Source organism: Nocardia sp. NPDC049526, assembly GCF_044465765.1.
In the GTDB taxonomy this organism is placed as follows: Bacteria; Actinomycetota; Actinomycetes; order Mycobacteriales; family Mycobacteriaceae; genus Nocardia.
The window spans coordinates 34,984-52,629 of record NZ_JBITMA010000003.1 but is presented as its reverse complement, the minus strand read 5'-3'; the positions used below and the strand labels follow the sequence as shown (position 1 = coordinate 52,629).

Genomic DNA, 17,646 nt, shown 5'->3' with positions numbered 1-17,646 from the left:
TATGACCGTCTTGACCAGCGCTTCTCCGGACCGATTGCCCCGAGGGCCGCATCGCTTGTCCCGGGACGAAGTCGTGACGTCACAGCGCGAGCGGCTGTATATCGCCGCATTGGAGGCGGTCGCCGAACTCGGCTACGGCCCGACCACGATCACCGATATCGTCGGTCGGGCCCGGGTGGCCCGGCGCACGTTCTACGGGCTGTTCGAGAGCAAAGAGGAATGCTTCACCGCCGCTTTCGATTTCGCGGTCGACGTCATCACCCGTGAACTCGACCGGGTGGTCGCGGAATCGGGTGCGGACACCTTCGTCGAACTGGTGCGCACGACGCTGGAAACGTATCTGGAATTCCTGGCCGCCGAGCCGGCCGCCGCACGCGCGCTGCATATCGAAACCCTCGCCGCCGGACCGGGACTCATCGCCCGCCGGGCCCGCACGCACCGCATGTTCGGCTATCGGATGGTGGCCGCCGCGCGAATCGGTGTGCGCGCGGGCGAAGTTCGCGCCGAACCCGATCCCGGACTGATCGATGTGCTGCTCGGCGGCATCGACGATCGCGTCCGGGCCACCCTGATCGAGTCCGGGCCGCAGGAGCTACCGGCCTTGGCGCCCACACTGACTCGCGCCGCACTGGTCTTGCTCGGCTCCGGCCCGGCCTGATTCACCAGCCCGGCTCGCCGTCGACCGGAATGTTCACCCAGCTCGGCTGATTCGGGTCCAGCTCGATGTGCTGCGGCTTCAACCCGCTCTCATTCAGCAAGGGGCGCAACGGAAGACTGCTCGGGAAGTTTCCGGCGAAGATATCGACGCGCAGCCGGTGCCCCGATTGCAGCACACCGTCGGTGGCGAACATGCCGATATCGATGACCGTCGGTCGGCCGGGCACGATCGGTTCGCGGGTGTCCAGCGTCAGATAAGGGTAGGGGTCGGTGTAATCGCCGTTGGCGGAGCGGGTGGCCTTGCTCTCGTCGACGGCGCGCAGGGATGCGGTGCGCTGGCCGTGCGTCCACTGGGTCGAACGTCCGTCCGGCGCAACGTCGTTCAGTGTCACGGTCCAGTAGCCGTCCGTGGCGTCCAAGACGGTGTCGAGGTGTATCGCGATCGCCCCGGAGATCTGGGTCGGCACGGCGACCGGCGCGCTGGTGAAAGTCAGACCGTTGGTCTCGGCGATCCTCGAATCTTTTGTGCAGATATCCGGGAGCGGCAGAATGCCCGCTGTCCCCTGTGCACCATCGCGCGAGCAGAGCGTGGTCAGGCCGGGTGCGATCGAAACCCGCGCGGGTCCCCCCGGCTCCCCGGTGAGGCTGCCGTCGTAGGCGCTGCCCGGCGCGGTGCCCGAGGCCGCCGCGTTCAAATACATACGGCGGTAATCCATATCGGGCCGCGGGAAGGCCGAGGTGTGGGTCCAGCCGCCGCCCTGCTGCCACAGGGTGACCTGGTCGTAGTCATCGATGCCGTTATCAATGCCCTTGAGCCACTTGTCGAACCACGCGCGCTGCAATACATCCAGGGCCGCCGGTCCGTCGGCGTCACCCATGCCCGAGCCGGTGGTGATGTGATAGTTGTTGTCCATCACCAGCTTCTTCTGGCTGTCGGGCACATTGATCGCGTTGTAGACCCGCGGCGAGGAGTAGGCGAAGATGTCCTGCCAGCCGCCGTAGACGAAGGTCGGCACATCGATGCGATCGGGATGTCCGATCCAGGCGGTGCGCAACGGACTTTGATCGTCGAGCACCGAATGCATTTCGGGCGGAATCTGATCCATGCTCTGGGTGCCCAGCGCCATGATGATCATATTGAAGAAGGTGAACGGGTCGCGGACGCGATCCGCCAGCCAGGTCCAGTCGAACTTGCCCGCCAGCATGGACACCACATCGGGAATCAGCTTCGTACCGTCGACGGCCAGCAGCCATTCCGGGATGAACCCGATGCCGAGTGCGCCACCGGGTGCGGCGACGTCACGGATCAGATCGCTGCCCGGCACGATCGGGAAGATCGCCTGCAGCGCAGCGGGTCTGCGCTCCGCCGTCTGCAGCTGGTTGATGGCCGAATAGGAGATGCCGCTCATGCCGATCTTGCCGTTGGACCACGGCTGCGCAGCCGCCCAGTCGACGACCTCGACGCCGTCCTGCTGCTCGCGATCACCGAACACCTGCCAGGTGCCCTCGGAGAAGCCGGTGCCGCGCACGTCGACGACCACCTGGGTGTAGCCGCTCTGCACCAGTTTGCGATCCACCGCGAAGGTGCGCGCGGTGCCGCCCGCCAATGCTTGTGCCAGATCGCTGATCCCGCTCAGGCCGTAGGCCGAGAGATCGAAGCCGTGCAGCGCCTGCATCAGCGGCTCGGCCAGGCCGGGGATGGCCAGCACGGAGTCGGCGATATTCGCCACCAGCTTGGTGTAGGGCGTGAGGTTCACGATGGTCGGCGTCGGCTCGACGATCGGCCGGCCGGAGGCGTCGGCCGGGTGGTAGACATTCGCCTTCAGCACCGTGCCGTCACTCATGGTGATCGGGATGTCCCAGTCGATGTAGACGTTCGGATACTGTTGCGGCCCCGCATGAGTCGCGGTGAATTGCGCATCGAGGCCGAGCGTGGCCTGGGTCGGCGCGGCCGCGACCACGGCTCCGGCAAACACGGTGATCGTGGCTATCGCAGCAGCCACTGCCTTAATCGGACGTCGATGTCGGATCATGCTTGCCAAACCCTCCCGCAATGAGGAACTACCCCGTTCCCATCAACGAGTGGGTACAGTAACTTGCATCGCCGTTGGTGCGCAACCGTGACTCACTACAACGCGCTGTGCAGCACACCTTGGACTGTGGACCGCAGTTAAGTTGCCAGACATTCTCCCTGAACCGACTGCGCGGCAAGCGGACCGCTCATCAGGTCAGGGCGATATCCAATCGCTGGTAGAGCGGGACGAACACGTTTGTGCGGTAGCGGCGCTTTGTGATGGTCCACGGACGGCCGGGCGCGGTCATCGCCTCCAATACCGCGGCCAGCTCCACATGGGTCAGACTCGCGCCGAGGCAGATATGGCGACCGCCGCCGAACCACAGCTGCCGGAGTTCGTGCACCTTGCCCAGCCGCAGGTCATAGCCGCCGGCCGCATTGTTGATCGACCAGGTCATGATCTTCACGCGGTCGCCCGCGCGTAATCGTCTGCCCGCCAACTCGATATCCGAGACGACACCGCGCCCGACGATCGGCATCGAGCTGGTGACCCGCAGCGCCTCGCGCACCGCGTCCGGGATCAGGCTTCGGTCCTCGATCAGTTCGTGCTGAGCTCCGCTATCGTGCAGCAAAGCGACCATTCGGCCCAACGTACTTGCCAGCGTCGCGGTTCCGGCGACGACCAGGAAGGCGGCCATGCGGCGGGTGATTTCGGGTCCGAGGCCCAGTTCGCGGCTGCGTCCGATGGTGGTGCTCGGGTCGGCGGTTTCATAGACGGCGGGCACGGCGGCGGCGATGCGATCGGCCACAGCACGTCCCTTGCGGGCGTTGCCTTCCGAGACGACTGTGGTGTCGTAGTTCCCCTTGCCGAGATTGGCCATGGCCTCGACCAGGCCGAACAGTTCCTCGTAGGCGGCGGGTGAATCGTCGACCGGCAAGCCGACCAGCTCGGCCATGGTGCGTCCGGTGAACTCGCGCGAGAACTTCGCCATATCAACGGTTTTTCCGGCAGACAGATCCGCAGTGAGTCGGCGCAGCATCGGCCCCACCGCCCGCTCGGTGATCACCCTGGACCGTTCGGGGGTGAACAGATCGCGAACCTGCGCCCGGAATTCGACATGCGGCCGGCCCTCGAACAGTTCGAAGACCCACTCGCCGAGCATCTGTCCCCACCAGTGCCCGGACGCGCCGACACCGATAATGCTGAAATGGTCGGTGTCACTGTGGATCTGACGTGCCAGTTCCGGATCTGCCACCAGCCAGCCGAGTTTGGGCACTCGCCGTATCGGCTTGATCAGCGACCCGGCGGCGAGTACCAGAGGCAGTGCGGGCTGGGCGAATCCGTGCAGGGCATATTCGTGGGCGGCGGCGGTTTTCACGAGGCGACTCGCTCACTCGTGCCCAGCGAGCGGAATTGGTCCAGTACGAGGTGGGTGGACATGACAGCCAGGCAACCCCATTCCGCAGCGGTGGCGGCCCAGGTGCCGGTCTGATCGACCGCGGTGCGCCACATCCGTTCGGTGGCCACCGGATCGAAGATCCCGTAGCGCCGCACCGAATCCCGGGAAAGATGGTCGTGCGCCAGATCAGCACCCGAACCGGTGAGATACCACGGGCCGACCGGCGTCATGAACGGCTTCTTACGCCTGCGCACGATCTGTTTCGGCAGCACGTCCGCGCTGGCCCGCTTGAGCGCGTACTTCTCGGTTCCCCAGTGCACCAGCATCTCCGGTGACAGTTCGGCGCAGACATCGATGACATCACGGTCGAGGTAGGGCACACGCACCTCGATGCTATTGGCCATCCCGAGGCGATCCGAGATCGGCAGCACCCAGTGCGGCAGCCGGGTGTAGAACTCGAAATGCAGTTGGCGGCGGAGCTTGTCGTGCGGTGGTGGCGGGGCGAGCGGCGATGGGGCCGGAAGACCCTCGGGCGCAATGGGTCCGGTGGTGTCGCCGAGGGCGCTCCACAGGTAGATCCAGGGTGGCACCTCGCCGTAGCGGGCGGTGTATTCGGCACGTCGGCCTGCCACGGAGACGATGTGGCTGTCCAAACCCGATGGCGCACCGACCCATTTGGTGGCATTGCGCCAGATCGCGGTCTGGGCCCATTTCAGCTGTTCCAATCGGGAGCTCAGCTTCATCAGACGGTAGAAGTCGTAGCCCGCTAACAGCTCATCGGAGCCGTCTCCGCTCATGGCGACCTTGAGGCCCTTGTTCCGAGCGAATTCGGTCAGATCGAGGAACGGTGTCGCCACCGCGCCGTACCAGAACGGTGATTCGAAGTGCCACAGGCTCTTCGGCAGTAGCTCGCACGCACGAGCACCGGTCATCTCGACTTCGTCATTGGGTAGGCCGAGGGACTGGGCGACCAGCCGCGACATCGGCGTCTCGTCGAGAATTTCACCGGTGAGCCGGATGCTCGCGGTGGTGAGCGGGGCACCGCAGCGCCGGGCGGCCACTGCGGCGATGGCGGAGCTGTCGAGGCCGCCGCTCAGCGCGATTCCGGCCCCCACCTCGTCGGGCAGGCGTTTGCGTACCGCCGCGGTGAAGGCATCGTTGAACCGCTCGATCGCGGCCCGGCCGGTGAGCAGCGGTGCATCGGGATCGCGGCGCAGGAACGGTGTGAAGTAACGCTGTTCGGAGATACCGCGACGATCGATCGTCACGATGGTCGCGGGTGGCAGGTCGTCGATGCCCTGCCAGAAGGTGCGCGGTGCGATGGTGTGGCCGTAGAACAGGCAGTCGCTGAGGCCCTGCGGGTCCATGGTCGCGTCGACCAGTCCGGAGGCGAAGATGCCCTTGATCTCCGAGGCGAATACGATCCGGCTGCCTCGGTGGTGATAGAAGAGCGGTTTGACGCCGACCCGATCGCGGCTGAGCAGCAGCCGTACTCGGCGCGAATCCCACAGGGCGATGGCGAAATCGCCGTCCAGGCGTTCGACGAAGCCCGGACCGTACTCCTCGTAGAGGTGCGGGATCACCTCGGCGTCGGAGTGGCTGTGGAACCGATGCCCGCGTGCGGCGAGCGCATCGCGCAGTTCCCGATGGTTGTAGATCTCGCCGTTGACGACGACGTGGACAGTGTCGTCCTCGTTGCGGGCGGGCTGCGCGCCGTGCTCGACATCGACGATGGCGAGGCGCTGGAAGCCGAAGGCGACATGGCGGCGGTGCCAGGTGCTGAAACCGTCGGGGCCGCGATGGCGTTGGATCTCGTTCATGGTCGCGATCGGGGTCGGATCGACCGGTCCGGCGAAGTCGACTATTCCATTGATGCCGCACATGTCACTGTCTTCCGGTATCCCAGTCCTGCGGGCGGATGCGACGCCGGTCGAGCCGGAGGCTGAACGTTCCGCCCGGCCAGGTCAGGGTGTTGGTGCCGTCCGCATCGATGAAGTAACTGGTGCATCCGCCGGTCGACCACACCCGGCTGCCGAGCAGTTTTCGTGCGCGCGTGACCCATTCGCGCTCGGCCCGCTCGGACGGGCTGTAGCGGCGAATCCCCTTGGCCCGCATATGCTCGATCGTCTTGGCGATCAGCTTCGTCGTGGGTTCGATGGCGAGGAATTGCGAGGTGTGCGGCAGTGCGGTATTCGGTCCGGTAACCGCGAACAGATTCGGCAACCCCGCGAAGGCAATGCCACGGTAGGCGCGAAAACCATCTCGTTGGAACTTCTTTCGCGTAGAGGTCGCCGCGGTGCGGAACTCCGGGAAGTGCGCGATGGAATCCTGGACGTGGAATCCGGTGGCCCACACGATCGCATCGACCTCGTGCAACTCTCCGTCAGCGGTGCGGAGGCCGGTTGCGGTGATCTCGGTGATTTTCTCGGTGCTCAGCCGCACATTCGGACGGGTGAACGAGCTGTAGTACTCGTCGGAGACCATCGGTCGCTTGCAGCCGAAGGCATAGTCGGGCGTGAGTTTGCGCCGCAATTCGGGATCACGGACCTGTTCGGCGAGTACCTTGCGGACGACCCGCTCGTAGACCGAGACCAGCCGCGGATGGAATACGGCGAAGTGCATGGCCTCCAGGAACAGGAAGACGAATCCGCGTGCCGCCAACCGAATCGGCGGCACGGTGCGCAGTATCTTGCGCACAGTCGGCGGAATCGGCCGGTCCAGGCGCGGAATCACCCAGGCCGGAGTGCGCTGGAACGAGATCAGCTCGGCCGCCGACTTCGCGAGCGCGGGTACGATCTGCACCGCGCTCGCCCCGGCCCCGACCACCGCGATCCGCTTGCCCGCCGGTTCGAATGACGGGTCCCACTTGCTCGAATGCATCTGCGGCCCGACAAAACCGGAGCGACCAGGGATATCCGGAATAGCCTCGGCATGTAGGGAGAAGTAACCCATGACGACGGCGCGGGCCCGGACCAGTCTGCCGTCGCTCAGCCGCAGCACCCACTGTTCGGCCTCGTCGTCGAAATCGGCGTCGGCCACATCACTGTTCAGCTGCACATGCCGCCGCAGATCGAAGTTGTCGACGACCTGCTCGGTGTAGGCGCGCAATTCGGGCTGGGTCGCGTACACGCGGGTCCAGTCCGCCTTCGGCGCAAAGGAATACGAGTACAGCACCGACGGCACATCGACCGCGCAGCCGGGATAGACGTTATCGCGCCAAGTGCCGCCGATTGCGTCGGCACGTTCCAGGATGACGAAGTTGTCAGTGCCGAGGCGGCGCAGATTCATCGCGACGCCGAGCCCGCTGAAGCCCGAGCCGATGATCGCCACATCGTAATTCGACATCGACGTCATCCAGCGGCTAGCTGTGTGCGGTCCGGCAGGAGCAGTTCGGTGAGCTCATCGAGCGCGGCATCGATCGCCCCGGTGAGGTACGACATCGGCGGCAGCTTTTCCTGGACACCGAGGACGCCGAAATGCAGCCCACCCGAATAGCCGATGCAGGTGAAGTTCAGCGAATTGCCGTGCATGAGCAGCGAAATCGGATAGATCGTCTCGAGCCGAGCACCGTTCCAGTACAGCGGGTTTCGCGGCCCCGGCACATTGGAGACGCCCATCGGGTGTGAGGATGCGGTGGTGGTGAAGCCGAAGCTGAGTCCGAGGATCCACGGCAGGGTGACCGCGAGTCCGTAGCCGATGACCTCGTTCGGAGCCATCTCGCCCATATGCTGTTTCGCGGCGCGGATGTAGTACTTGACCGCACTCAACCGGTCGCGCGGATCGGCGATATCGGTGGCCAGCGCGGTGAACATCATGCCCGCGCGGGTGCCGGCGCGAGCGTCGTCCTCCTCGCGCAGATCGGTGGGCACGCCCGCGGTCAGCGACTCTTCGGGCAACGTAGCGTGATCGGTCAGGTAGCTGCGCAGCGCCGTGCTGACGAGGTACAACACGATGTCGTTGATCGTGCAGTCACCCGCCTTCGCCAATCGCTTGAACAGCGTGAGGTCGTAGCGACGCCGGGACAGATCGCGCGCGCCGGTGATGGTGCCGTCGAGAACGGTTTCCGGCTGCTGATATGCCTTCTGCGCCATCGTCTTATCGCCGCGTGCACGTCGGAAGGCATCGCGAACGGCGGATCCGACACCGCGCAACAAGGCCAGCACGCCGGTCAATGCGGTGAGCAGGGCACGGAACGGATTCGCCGTACCGGCCTCCGCCGATTCGGCGGCCGGGCGCACAGTGAACAGGTCCGGCACATCGCGGGCGTCGGCATCCTCGGTGAACGTATCGGTGAACAACCGCATGGCCGATGCGCCGTCGAGCAGGCTGTGGTGCACCTTGAGCAGGAGCGCGAAACGGTCCTGCGCCAGCCCCTCGATGACGTGCAATTCCCATGGCGGACGGCTCATATCGAGCTGCTTCTGATGGATCGACGACACGAGCTCGGTCAGCTGGTCCTGGCTGCCCGGCTCGGGCAGCGTCCACTCCCGGATGTGCTCGCTCAGGTCGATATCGTCGACCTCACGCACCATGGCCGCGACACCCGGCGGCGGAAACTTCAGCGGGCGGAAGTTCCACGGTTGCGGCAGGCTCGCCGGGGCGTCCAGCCCGGCCCGCCACTGCCGCAGGAACTGGGCCGCCCCGCCCTCGGGTGCGGTGAATTCCAGCAGGAATGCGATATGCATCGGCATATCGGCAGATTCGAGCGACAGCCAGACACCGTCGGTCGCGGTCAGTCGATGCAACGACATCTACATCCTTAGAGTTCGCTCGGCGAATGGGGGTCAGGCGGGCCGTCGGATCAGATCGAGATCGAGATCGATGGGGATGACGGCGAAGTGGAAGCGATCCTTCGGCGCCCGCGCACCCGCGGGCAGGCGCACCTCGAAGTTGCGGCAGACCATGCCGGTCACATTCTTGATCTCCAACATCGCCAACCCGCGTCCCGGACAGAAGCGCGGGCCGGCCCCGAACGGTGTGGAGACCTCGGGCCGATGCGTGCCGTGCTCGCTGCGCAGCCAGCGATCCGGGTCGAAGCGCAGCGCGTCTTCGAAGTTCTGCTCCTGCAGGCTCGCATGCTGCACATTCACGATCACCCAGGTGCCCGCCGGGATGTGCACACCATCGATCGTCGTATCGACGGCTGCCTCCAGTCCGACGATCGGGGTCGTCGGCCGCAGCCGCATCGATTCGGCGACAACGGCTTCCAGATACGGCTGCCGGTCCAGCGCCGAGGGGATCTCGGCGACTTCCTCGCGAATCCGTTCCTGCACAGCCGGATTGCCCGCGAGGTGGTAGAGCAGCCAGGCCATGGCATTGCTGGTGGTGTCCTGACCGGCGATCAGGATGGTGAGTGCCTCTGCGAACAGCTCGTCATCGGTGAAGGAGGTACTGCCGTCCTGCGCCAGCAGAAAGGCCTCGATGAAATTCGTCGGCGCCGCAGGCAGATTCGCGCGGGCCCGACTGATGACACCGGTGAGATCGGTGCGCAGCGCGGCCAGTGCGCGCTCCAGCGCCCGGTCGTCCGGAAGTTTGACATAGCGCCAGTACGGGAGCGGGCTGTTGATCCGCCGGTTGATGAGCGGGAAGATCAGCTCCAGGTGCCGCTGGATGATGTCGCCGGACTGTTCAATAGTATTGATGTCGTAGTCGAAGGTCAGCTTGGCGGTGACATCCACCGTGTAGCGGGTCAGGTCGGCGCGAATATCCTTGGGCGACTGCCTTTCCCAGCGCTGCCGCAGCCGTCCGGTGATCGTCTCCAGGGTGGGATGGAAGCTGCGCAGATGTGAGGCATTGAAGGCGGGCATCGCCAGCTTGCGACGCAGCCGCCACGCCTCACCCTCCAGCGAGAACAGTCCGTTGGAACCCATCTCGTCCATAACCGATTCGATCGCCGACTGCCGCCGGAACCCACCGGGCCGGTCCCGGAAGATCTCGCGGTTCAGATCGGGATCACTCACGACGACAATGTGCCGCCCCGGCATCTTCAACTGGTAGAGCGGGCCGTACTCATCGCACCACTCGTCGAACTGACGGTGCAGCAACGAGGGCCGCATCTGCGGGAGATTCCCCAGCAACGGCCACCGGCTCGGCCCCGGGAGATCATCCACGGTCTTGGCGGGCGAGATCGAGACGGACAAAGCTGGCGCCTGACGTCGAAAGGAACTGGTTGAGTCTTGGCGGTCGAGAAAAAGGCGCGAGAATCTTGTCTCGGAGCACAAAGAAAGCTCCGCCGAGTTTCTTTGTGAATGCGACCAGAGTCGAAGAATAACGACAGCCTCCCCGCAGTCGAAACATTCGGCCAGACCAATTGGAATAGCCTGCTGCCATTAATGCCGAGGCGGGCGATGACTCAGCGCGAACAATGGCGACCGTAGCCAGCGCGAGCGGGCGGTGTCAACCCTGACGATTCGTCATCGCGGATTTTCCGCAGGTAGAGACGGAATAGTGAGGAACGCAACAGTGCCCCACCAAACGGCATAAATCTGAAACAACGCCTGGTCGCTGGCCGTCCGGCGAAATGCGCTATCCCCCAACGGCGCCCGAGTCTCGGCGTGCGGCCGAGTCCGCAGCGACCAGATAATGTCACCGGTAAAACCGAAAGTTATTCGGGATTAGCGAATCGCGGTTAGACTCTGCACGTATCGGTCGGATGTCCAGGGTCGATCCCGCCTGCACGAGTTACTCCTGGGAGTTCAGACCCGAATTCGTCCGGTCATGGGTTGACAAGGAGACACAATGCAAGTTTTCGGCAGCTGGAACCACCTATTCGGAAAGGTGAGACCGGCGGTCGCCGCGGCCGCGATGACCGTCGCGGCGAGCGCCGCTATCACGGGGCAAGCGAGCGCCGACCCGACCGCGGACACCCACTATGTGGCCCTCGGTGATTCCTTCGCCGCGGGGGCGGGCGTATTTCCGCAAACCGAGCTCGCCACGTGTTCACGCTCCGCGGTCAACTACCCGTCGCTGGTCGCGAAGGAGCTCGGCGTCGCGACCTTCAAGGACGTCACCTGCGGTGGGGCCACATTGGACGACCTCACGAACCCGCAGCGCGGCGTCGTCTCCGGAACCGCCGCACCGCAGTTCGATGCGCTCACACCGGACACCACCCTGGTGACAATGACCATGGGCGGCAACGATATCGGCCTCGCGAAGCAGGCCCTGCTATGCGGCAATCTCCTGCCGGAGCCCTACGGCACATCATGCGCGGACACCTTCACGGCGAACGGCGTCGACACTTTCGCGGAACGGACCAAGGCCCTGGCACCCGTCTACGGCACCGCGATCGATGAAATCCACTCGCGCGCACCCGAAGCCACGATCGTGATCGTCGGATACCCCACCGCATCGCGCGAAGGCGCATGTCCGGCACAACAGCCCGCCTGGCCGCGCGACGCCGACTACCTGCAGGACGTACTGGTCAACCTCAATACGCTGTTACGCAACGTCTCCGCCGCGCACGGCGCGATCTTCGTCGACACCGCCACCTCCAGCATCGGACACGATATGTGCGCCGGACCCGACCAGCAGTGGATCAACGGGCTCATCCCCTCGCTGTCGAGTCCGTCCATTGTCCCGCTCCACCCCAACACCTTCGGTGAGCAGAACATCGCACAGCAGGTTGTCGCCGCACTGCGATGAGATCGCGGCGCTGGGCGCGGTACAGCGCCCAGCGTCACTGTGACACGGCGTCAGGCATCGGCAGACGGTCGAGCCAATCGACCAGCCGAGCAGGCGCGATGCCCAGTTCCTCCCAGACCGCACCCGCGTCGACGGTCTGCGGTCGGGAATCCAATAACGCCCCCAGCCGCATTCGGCGAGCCTGCACCTCATCGAACGGCCGCACCGCCGCGGCGGATATCCGCAGCATGCGGGCCGACAATGCGGTCTCCTTGCCGATCGCGATGCCGAGCCGCTGCGCGATCTGCGTATTCAACTCGCGCAACGTCCAGTTGTCGGGCCCGCCGAGTTCCACGGTTCGGCCAATGCCCTGACGCGATGCGAATTGCACTGCGGCCGCGGCGATATCCGCACCGGCGACGAATGAGACCGGATTGTTCCCGGATCCGAAGACGAGTGCGCGCGATGATTTCACCAGCGAATCGGCCAGCATCGGCACCCAGGTCTCCATAAGATGCGTCGGCCGCAGCACCGTATACGGCATCCGGCCGCGGTCCAGCAGTGCCTCAACCTGCGCCTTGCCGCGGAAGAGATCGACCGGACTGTCCGCATCGGCACTCGTTGCGGACAGATATACGAAATTCGTGACTCCCGCCTCGGTGGCGGCATCGATCAGGCCGGGCAGCGCCGCACCTTCAAGTCCACGAGGTCCGTTGCGGCCCTTGCCTTCTCCGCCGTGAACGGTGCACACCACGCGCGTCACACCACCTAGGGCAGATACAACCGAGCCGTCATGGAGATCGCCCACCGCGACCTCCACACCCGGCAGCGCATGGGCCGGATTGCGCGTGAGCACACGCACGGGCGCACCCGCTGCCACCAATCGCTCGACCACTTGCCGTCCTACGACGCCGGTTCCGCCGACTACCAAGAACATGACACACCCACTTCTATCACTGCTCTATTATCTACCAATGCTAGATCTACCGGTGGTAGATAGTAGACGCGCCGAAACCGCCGCTGTCAATGGCAATTCGCTAGTCTGCGAACAATGGACGCAGCAGAAGAGTGCACCGCATGAAGCGGGCCCAGGGCCGGGCCGGTCACGAGGATCGTCGTCGAGCGATCCTGGAGGCAGCACTCGAGGTTTTCGCGGAACGCGGCTACCAGGGCGCGACCATTGCGATCGTCGCGGAGCGGGTCGGGCTCAGCCAGCAAGGCGTGCTGCACTACTTCCCCAATAAGCAGACGCTGCTGGCGAATGTGCTCGCGCTGCGCGATCAGAACGACCTCGATGTTCTGCTCGCCACCGCACAGGGCCATGCGACGACCCTGGAACTCCTCGCCGAGCTGGTGGAACGCAATGCCGAGCGGCCCGGAATCGTGCAGTCGTTCACGGTGCTCGCGGCCGAAAGCGTCACCCAGGATCATCCCGCGCGCGACTACTTCGTCGATCGATACGCGCAGGCTCGGGAGATGCTGACAGCCTTCCTGGAGCGCGCCCTGGGCGGCGATCCGCCGCGTGGCGTCTCACATCGGGATGCCGCAGTATTGCTGATCGCGGTCCTGGACGGTTTGCAGCAGCAGTGGTTGCTGTCGCCGGATGACGTGGATATGCCCGCGCTGCTGCGCAAGTTCCTGCTACTGATCCGCCCGGATGGCGATCCGAACTTGTAACGTATTGATAACATTACCTACCGATTATTAGGTAAGTCGACCATACTTCGAGGTAGATGCCCGCGCGTCATACGAACAAGGGAGTCGACCGACATGGCGAATCACCGAGCCGACCGCGAGGCAGTGGTCGAAAAGGCGTTGGCCGCAATGGATCTGGATGCGCGTTGCCGCCTGCTCGCCGGACAGGACATGTGGTCCTTGCCCGCGATTCCGGAAATCGGGCTGACGTCCCTGGTGATGTCCGACGGTCCGATCGGTGTGCGCGGCGTGCACTGGAGTCCGGAGGATCCCTCGATCGCCCTGCCGAGCCCGACCGCGCTGGCCGCCACCTGGGATCCGACTCTGGCCCGGCGGGCCGGGCAGCTGCTCGCACAGGAGGCGCGACGCAAGGGCGTGCACATGCTGCTTGCTCCGACGCTCAATCTGCATCGAAGCCCATTGGGCGGCAGGCACTTCGAGTGCTATTCGGAGGATCCGCTGCTGACGGGGGCGATCGGCGCGGCCTATGTGACCGGTGTACAGGAGGGTGGCGTGGCCGCGACGCCGAAGCATTTCGTGGCCAATGATTCCGAGACCGACCGATTCACCGTCGATGTGCGGGTCTCCCAGCGGGCATTGCACGAGTTGTATCTGGCGCCGTTCGAAACCGTGGTCGAGCAGGCCGTGCCATGGGCCTTGATGGCGGCCTACAACAGCGTCAACGGCGTCACGATGACCGAGCACAGTGCGCTGCAGAACGAAATCCTGCGTGCGCGTTGGGGTTTCGACGGCGCAATCGTGTCCGACTGGACGGCGGCGCGCAATACCGTCGGCGCGGCCGTCGGCGGGCTCGATATTGCGATGCCGGGACCGCAGAGCGTCTTCGGTGGTGCCCTCGCGGAAGCGGTTCGCGCAGGCCGGGTTCCCGCCGAAACGGTCGAGCAGATGACGCGGCATGTACTACGGCTCGCCGCCCGGGTTGGCGCGTTGGCCGGAGCGCCACCTGAACTCGCCACGGTGCCCGCGACGATCAACGGCGATGCGCTGGCTCGCGAGATCGCCCAACGCTCGATTGTGCTGCTACGCAACGAGAGCAGTGTGCTTCCACTCGGCAAGGTGCGGCGCATCGCGCTGGTCGGCCAGACCGCTGATCAGCCGAGGGCGCTCGGCGGCGGTAGCGCCCAGGTGTTCCCGCCGCACACCGTCTCACCGCTCGAGGGTCTGCGGGCCGTGCTCGATGCGGATACCGAAGTGGTCTATGCCGTCGGTGCGGATCCCCGAGTCAAGATTCCCGCCGCAAAGGAAGGTTTCGACCTGCGAGTCCAGCTGTACGGCGCGGGTGACCGCCTGCTCGGCGTGCATCCGCTGCCGGAGGCCACGATCGAATGGATCGGTGAATTCCCGGACGGGATCGCGGTCGGGGAGTTGCACCGGGTCGTTGTCACCGGCACCTTCACGCCACGGGCGACGGGAACGCACACCTTGGCCATCGCGGGCATCGGGCCGTTCCGGCTGACGGTCGGCGATGTGACCTGTTTCGACGACACGATCGTCCCCCAGGGCGATCCGCTGGCCGCCTTCCTCCACCCGCCGGAGACCCTTTTCGAGGTCGAACTCACTGCGCAACAGCAGGTCTCGATCAGTCTTACGCATACCGTGACGACGCTGCCAGAGATGCCGATTGCCTTCGAGAAGTTCTCGCTCGGCCATCAGGAACCGAATATCGACCCGGAGGCGCTCATCGAAGAAGCGGTCGCCGCGGCGGCTGCGGCCGATGTGGCGGTAGTGGTCGTCGCCACCACCCCCGAGGTGGAGAGCGAAAGCTTCGACCGGACATCGCTTTCGCTGCCCGGTCGACAGGATGAGCTCGTCGCGCGGGTCGCCGCGGCCAATCCGCGCACCGTGGTCGTGGTGAATACCGGGTCCCCCGTGCATATGCCGTGGGCAGAGAATGTCGCGGCGATTCTGCTCACGTGGTTTCCGGGACAGGAAGGCGGTGCCGCGCTCGCTGATGTGCTCATGGGCCTGGCCGAACCGAGCGGACGGCTGCCCACCACCTGGCCCGCACATCAGGACGATGCGCCGGTACTGAATGTCACGCCCACCGACGGCGCTCTCGCCTACGAGGAGGATATCTACATCGGATACCTTGCGTGGCAACGACTTTCGACCGCACCGGCGTACTGGTTCGGGCACGGAATCGGTTACACCACCTGGGAGTACGAAAGCGCTGCGTTCGCGCCCGCGCCGGTCGGCGGCGTTCTCGGCACGCTGACCGTTCGCGTTCGCAATACCGGCGATCGTCCCGGCCGCGAAACGATCCAGACGTATATCGCTCATTCATCCCAACCGGAACGCCGACTGGCCGCCTTCGCGGTCGTCGAAGCCGAGCCGGGCGAGACGGCCGAGGTGGCGATTCCGATCCCCCGCCGAGCCGCCGAATCCTGGGATGAGACAACAGAAACCTGGGTACTACCGGCGACCGCCTACGACCTGCTGACCGGCCGATCGGTTGCCGATATCCGCCTGACTACCGCCATTCGAGGACTCCACGCATGAGATCGCGCCGAATCACCCTGTCCCTCATCGGATTTGCTCTGTGCGCCGCAGCGATTCCGGTGGCCGCAGCGGAGCCGGCGACGTATCCGACCGCCACCTGGGAGCAGGTACAGGACGAGGAAACCCGCTGGGCACAGCAGGGCAAGGTCGAGGCGCCGACGGCGCCCGGAGTCAACCGGTACGACTGCGTGCCGACCGTGTCCGGCGCGGTTCCCGTTGTCCTGCTACATGGTTTCGCGGGCGACGAGTATCGAGCCTGGGGTTATCTCGGACCTGCCCTCGCCAATGCCGGTCTGTGCGTCTATTCCTTCTCCTATGGCGGCAGCAATGCCATGCAGGGCGGTGGCAATGGTCCGCTCGCCGATTCGGCGGTCGAGATCAAGCAGAAACTGACCGCGCTGACCACCCGGCTCGGCGTCCCGAAGGTCGACCTGATCGGCCATTCCGAGGGCGGCATCATGGCGCAGTACATCGTGAAAACCGATCCGGCGATCGCCGGTGACGTCCGTTCGGTCACCACCATTTCCTCGCCGACACACGGCACGCTCGGCTATCTCGGCGCGACTGTTCTCAATGCCGGAAATCTCCGCGACGAGCTGCCGGTACCGCCCGCGGTGAAGGATCTACTGGCCGGGTCGGCCTTCCTGCAGGAGCTGAACTCCGGACCGATCACCGTTCCCGGCGTCGCCTACACCACCATCAGCAGCCGTTTCGACCCGATCTCATCCTTCGGCCAGAACCAGGCCATGATCGCGGAGCCCGGTGTCGACAACTACGTCCTCCAAAACCTCTGCCCCGGAAGCAAAGCCGGACACAATGGCACGGTGTTCTCACCTACCGCTGCCGCACTCGTGCTCAATGCACTCGATCGTTCGACGGTGCGGTCGATTCCGTGCCAGGACGACTCAACCGGCTAGTTCACGACGTGCGCGGATCGCGCGTGCACCAACGAGTCCGTTCAGGTCAGCAGTCTCGAGCGTTGCCGCCGTCGGGAAGAGGTAGGAAAGGCCGAACTGCCGCAGGCCGCCTATGGGCACGCCGTAGGCGGTGACGAGATCGTTGAGAACAACGCTGTCCGACACCATGCGCCGGATGTCGTCCTCGAATGGATCCCACGGCTGCCCCGCGAGCAGCCGCTGCACCCTGGACACGAGGTGGATCAGCCCTTCGATATGCGGCACATGCACGACGAGTCGCACGGCATCTGTTGTGGCCGCGGATATTTCGATGACCCCTGGATCACCGTCCATGACAATCGTGCGCCGGTAGCACGCCGGTGTGGCGCTCTCGACACCAGCGATGGCGGTGTGCGCGAGCTGCGCCAATCGCCGATCGATATTCGTCGCCTCGGCCACCGGCACCCGCAGCGCGAGACCCCCGTCCGCGACCAGACGATCCGCGCGTCGACGACGTTTGCGCAACTCGACGGGAGTTGCCCGAAATATCGTGACCATCACTCGGTTGAACTGACGCAGGCTCCCGAATCCGGCGGCGAAGGCGATATCGGTGACCGACAGATCGGTATCGTCCAGTAGCCGTCGCGCGAAATGCGCACGCCGCGAGCGGGCCAGCCGATCCGGCGAGGCACCGACCTGCTCATGAAACATTCGCCGCAGGTGACGTTCCGACACCGCCAGCCGCGCGGCAAGTTCCGCCTCATTGCCCTCGTCCAGTGCCCCCACGGCAATGAGATCGACAGCGCGACAGACCAATTCGGATGCACTCGTCACCCTTCGATCA

Annotated in this window: 13 protein-coding genes; 5 read left to right on the top strand and 8 right to left on the bottom strand. The window is 65.1% G+C overall.

Annotation, left to right across the window (positions count from 1 at the left end; translation table 11 throughout):
• Window positions 1-73 precede the first annotated feature (73 nt).
• Window positions 74-658, top strand: a complete 585-nt coding sequence (locus ACIBW7_RS09685) for a TetR/AcrR family transcriptional regulator (RefSeq protein ID WP_357479435.1) — start codon at window positions 74-76, stop codon at window positions 656-658.
• 1 nt (window position 659) lies between these two features.
• On the opposite strand, the gene ACIBW7_RS09680 is transcribed toward ACIBW7_RS09685, so the two are convergent.
• The 6 genes from ACIBW7_RS09680 to ACIBW7_RS09655 all read right to left on the bottom strand — a co-directional run bounded on the left by ACIBW7_RS09680 (window position 660) and on the right by ACIBW7_RS09655 (window position 10,211).
• A complete protein-coding gene (locus ACIBW7_RS09680; RefSeq protein ID WP_397045875.1) occupies window positions 660-2,690 on the bottom strand; it encodes a CocE/NonD family hydrolase in 2,031 nt (676 codons plus the stop codon).
• A 190-nt stretch (window positions 2,691-2,880) separates the two neighbouring features.
• Window positions 2,881-4,050: a cytochrome P450 gene (locus ACIBW7_RS09675; protein ID WP_397045874.1), complete on the bottom strand. Its 1,170-nt coding sequence runs from the start codon at window positions 4,048-4,050 to the stop codon at window positions 2,881-2,883.
• Window positions 4,047-5,954 carry an asparagine synthase (glutamine-hydrolyzing) gene (gene asnB, locus ACIBW7_RS09670; protein WP_397045873.1) on the bottom strand — a complete coding sequence of 636 codons (1,908 nt, stop codon included), beginning with the start codon at window positions 5,952-5,954 and terminating at the stop codon, window positions 4,047-4,049. Before asnB ends, ACIBW7_RS09675 begins: the two co-directional genes overlap by 4 nt.
• Window position 5,955: 1 nt before the next feature.
• Window positions 5,956-7,416, bottom strand: a complete 1,461-nt coding sequence (locus ACIBW7_RS09665; RefSeq protein WP_397045872.1) for a flavin-containing monooxygenase — start codon at window positions 7,414-7,416, stop codon at window positions 5,956-5,958.
• Window positions 7,417-7,421: 5 nt separating this feature from the next.
• The gene (locus ACIBW7_RS09660) at window positions 7,422-8,822 is read right to left on the bottom strand and encodes a wax ester/triacylglycerol synthase family O-acyltransferase (RefSeq protein ID WP_397045871.1); all 1,401 of its coding nucleotides are present in this window, start codon (window positions 8,820-8,822) and stop codon (window positions 7,422-7,424) included.
• 33 nt (window positions 8,823-8,855) lie between these two features.
• The gene (locus tag ACIBW7_RS09655) at window positions 8,856-10,211 is read right to left on the bottom strand and encodes a cytochrome P450 (RefSeq protein WP_397045870.1); all 1,356 of its coding nucleotides are present in this window, start codon (window positions 10,209-10,211) and stop codon (window positions 8,856-8,858) included.
• Window positions 10,212-10,809: 598 nt separating this feature from the next.
• Here ACIBW7_RS09655 and ACIBW7_RS09650 point away from each other — a divergent pair.
• Window positions 10,810-11,712: an SGNH/GDSL hydrolase family protein gene (locus ACIBW7_RS09650; protein ID WP_397045869.1), complete on the top strand. Its 903-nt coding sequence runs from the start codon at window positions 10,810-10,812 to the stop codon at window positions 11,710-11,712.
• A gap of 34 nt (window positions 11,713-11,746) precedes the next feature.
• Here ACIBW7_RS09650 and ACIBW7_RS09645 read toward each other — a convergent pair whose 3' ends face one another.
• Window positions 11,747-12,628 (bottom strand): SDR family oxidoreductase, encoded by an 882-nt coding sequence (locus ACIBW7_RS09645; RefSeq protein WP_397045868.1) that lies wholly within the window; start codon window positions 12,626-12,628, stop codon window positions 11,747-11,749.
• Window positions 12,629-12,768: 140 nt separating this feature from the next.
• Here ACIBW7_RS09645 and ACIBW7_RS09640 point away from each other — a divergent pair, with 140 nt between their 5' ends.
• From ACIBW7_RS09640 to ACIBW7_RS09630, 3 genes are all read left to right on the top strand, one after another.
• A complete protein-coding gene (locus ACIBW7_RS09640) occupies window positions 12,769-13,368 on the top strand; it encodes a TetR/AcrR family transcriptional regulator (protein ID WP_397045867.1) in 600 nt (199 codons plus the stop codon).
• Between the two features lie 93 nt (window positions 13,369-13,461).
• Complete coding sequence (locus ACIBW7_RS09635) at window positions 13,462-15,906, top strand: beta-glucosidase (protein WP_397045866.1); 2,445 nt, start codon at window positions 13,462-13,464, stop codon at window positions 15,904-15,906.
• Window positions 15,903-16,823 (top strand): esterase/lipase family protein, encoded by a 921-nt coding sequence (locus ACIBW7_RS09630; RefSeq protein WP_397045865.1) that lies wholly within the window; start codon window positions 15,903-15,905, stop codon window positions 16,821-16,823. Before ACIBW7_RS09635 ends, ACIBW7_RS09630 begins: the two co-directional genes overlap by 4 nt.
• Here the strand turns inward: ACIBW7_RS09630 and ACIBW7_RS09625 are convergent.
• Window positions 16,812-17,636, bottom strand: a complete 825-nt coding sequence (locus ACIBW7_RS09625; protein WP_397046536.1) for a helix-turn-helix domain-containing protein — start codon at window positions 17,634-17,636, stop codon at window positions 16,812-16,814. The two genes, ACIBW7_RS09630 and ACIBW7_RS09625, sit on opposite strands and share 12 nt — an antisense overlap.
• Between the last annotated feature and the right edge of the window lie 10 nt (window positions 17,637-17,646).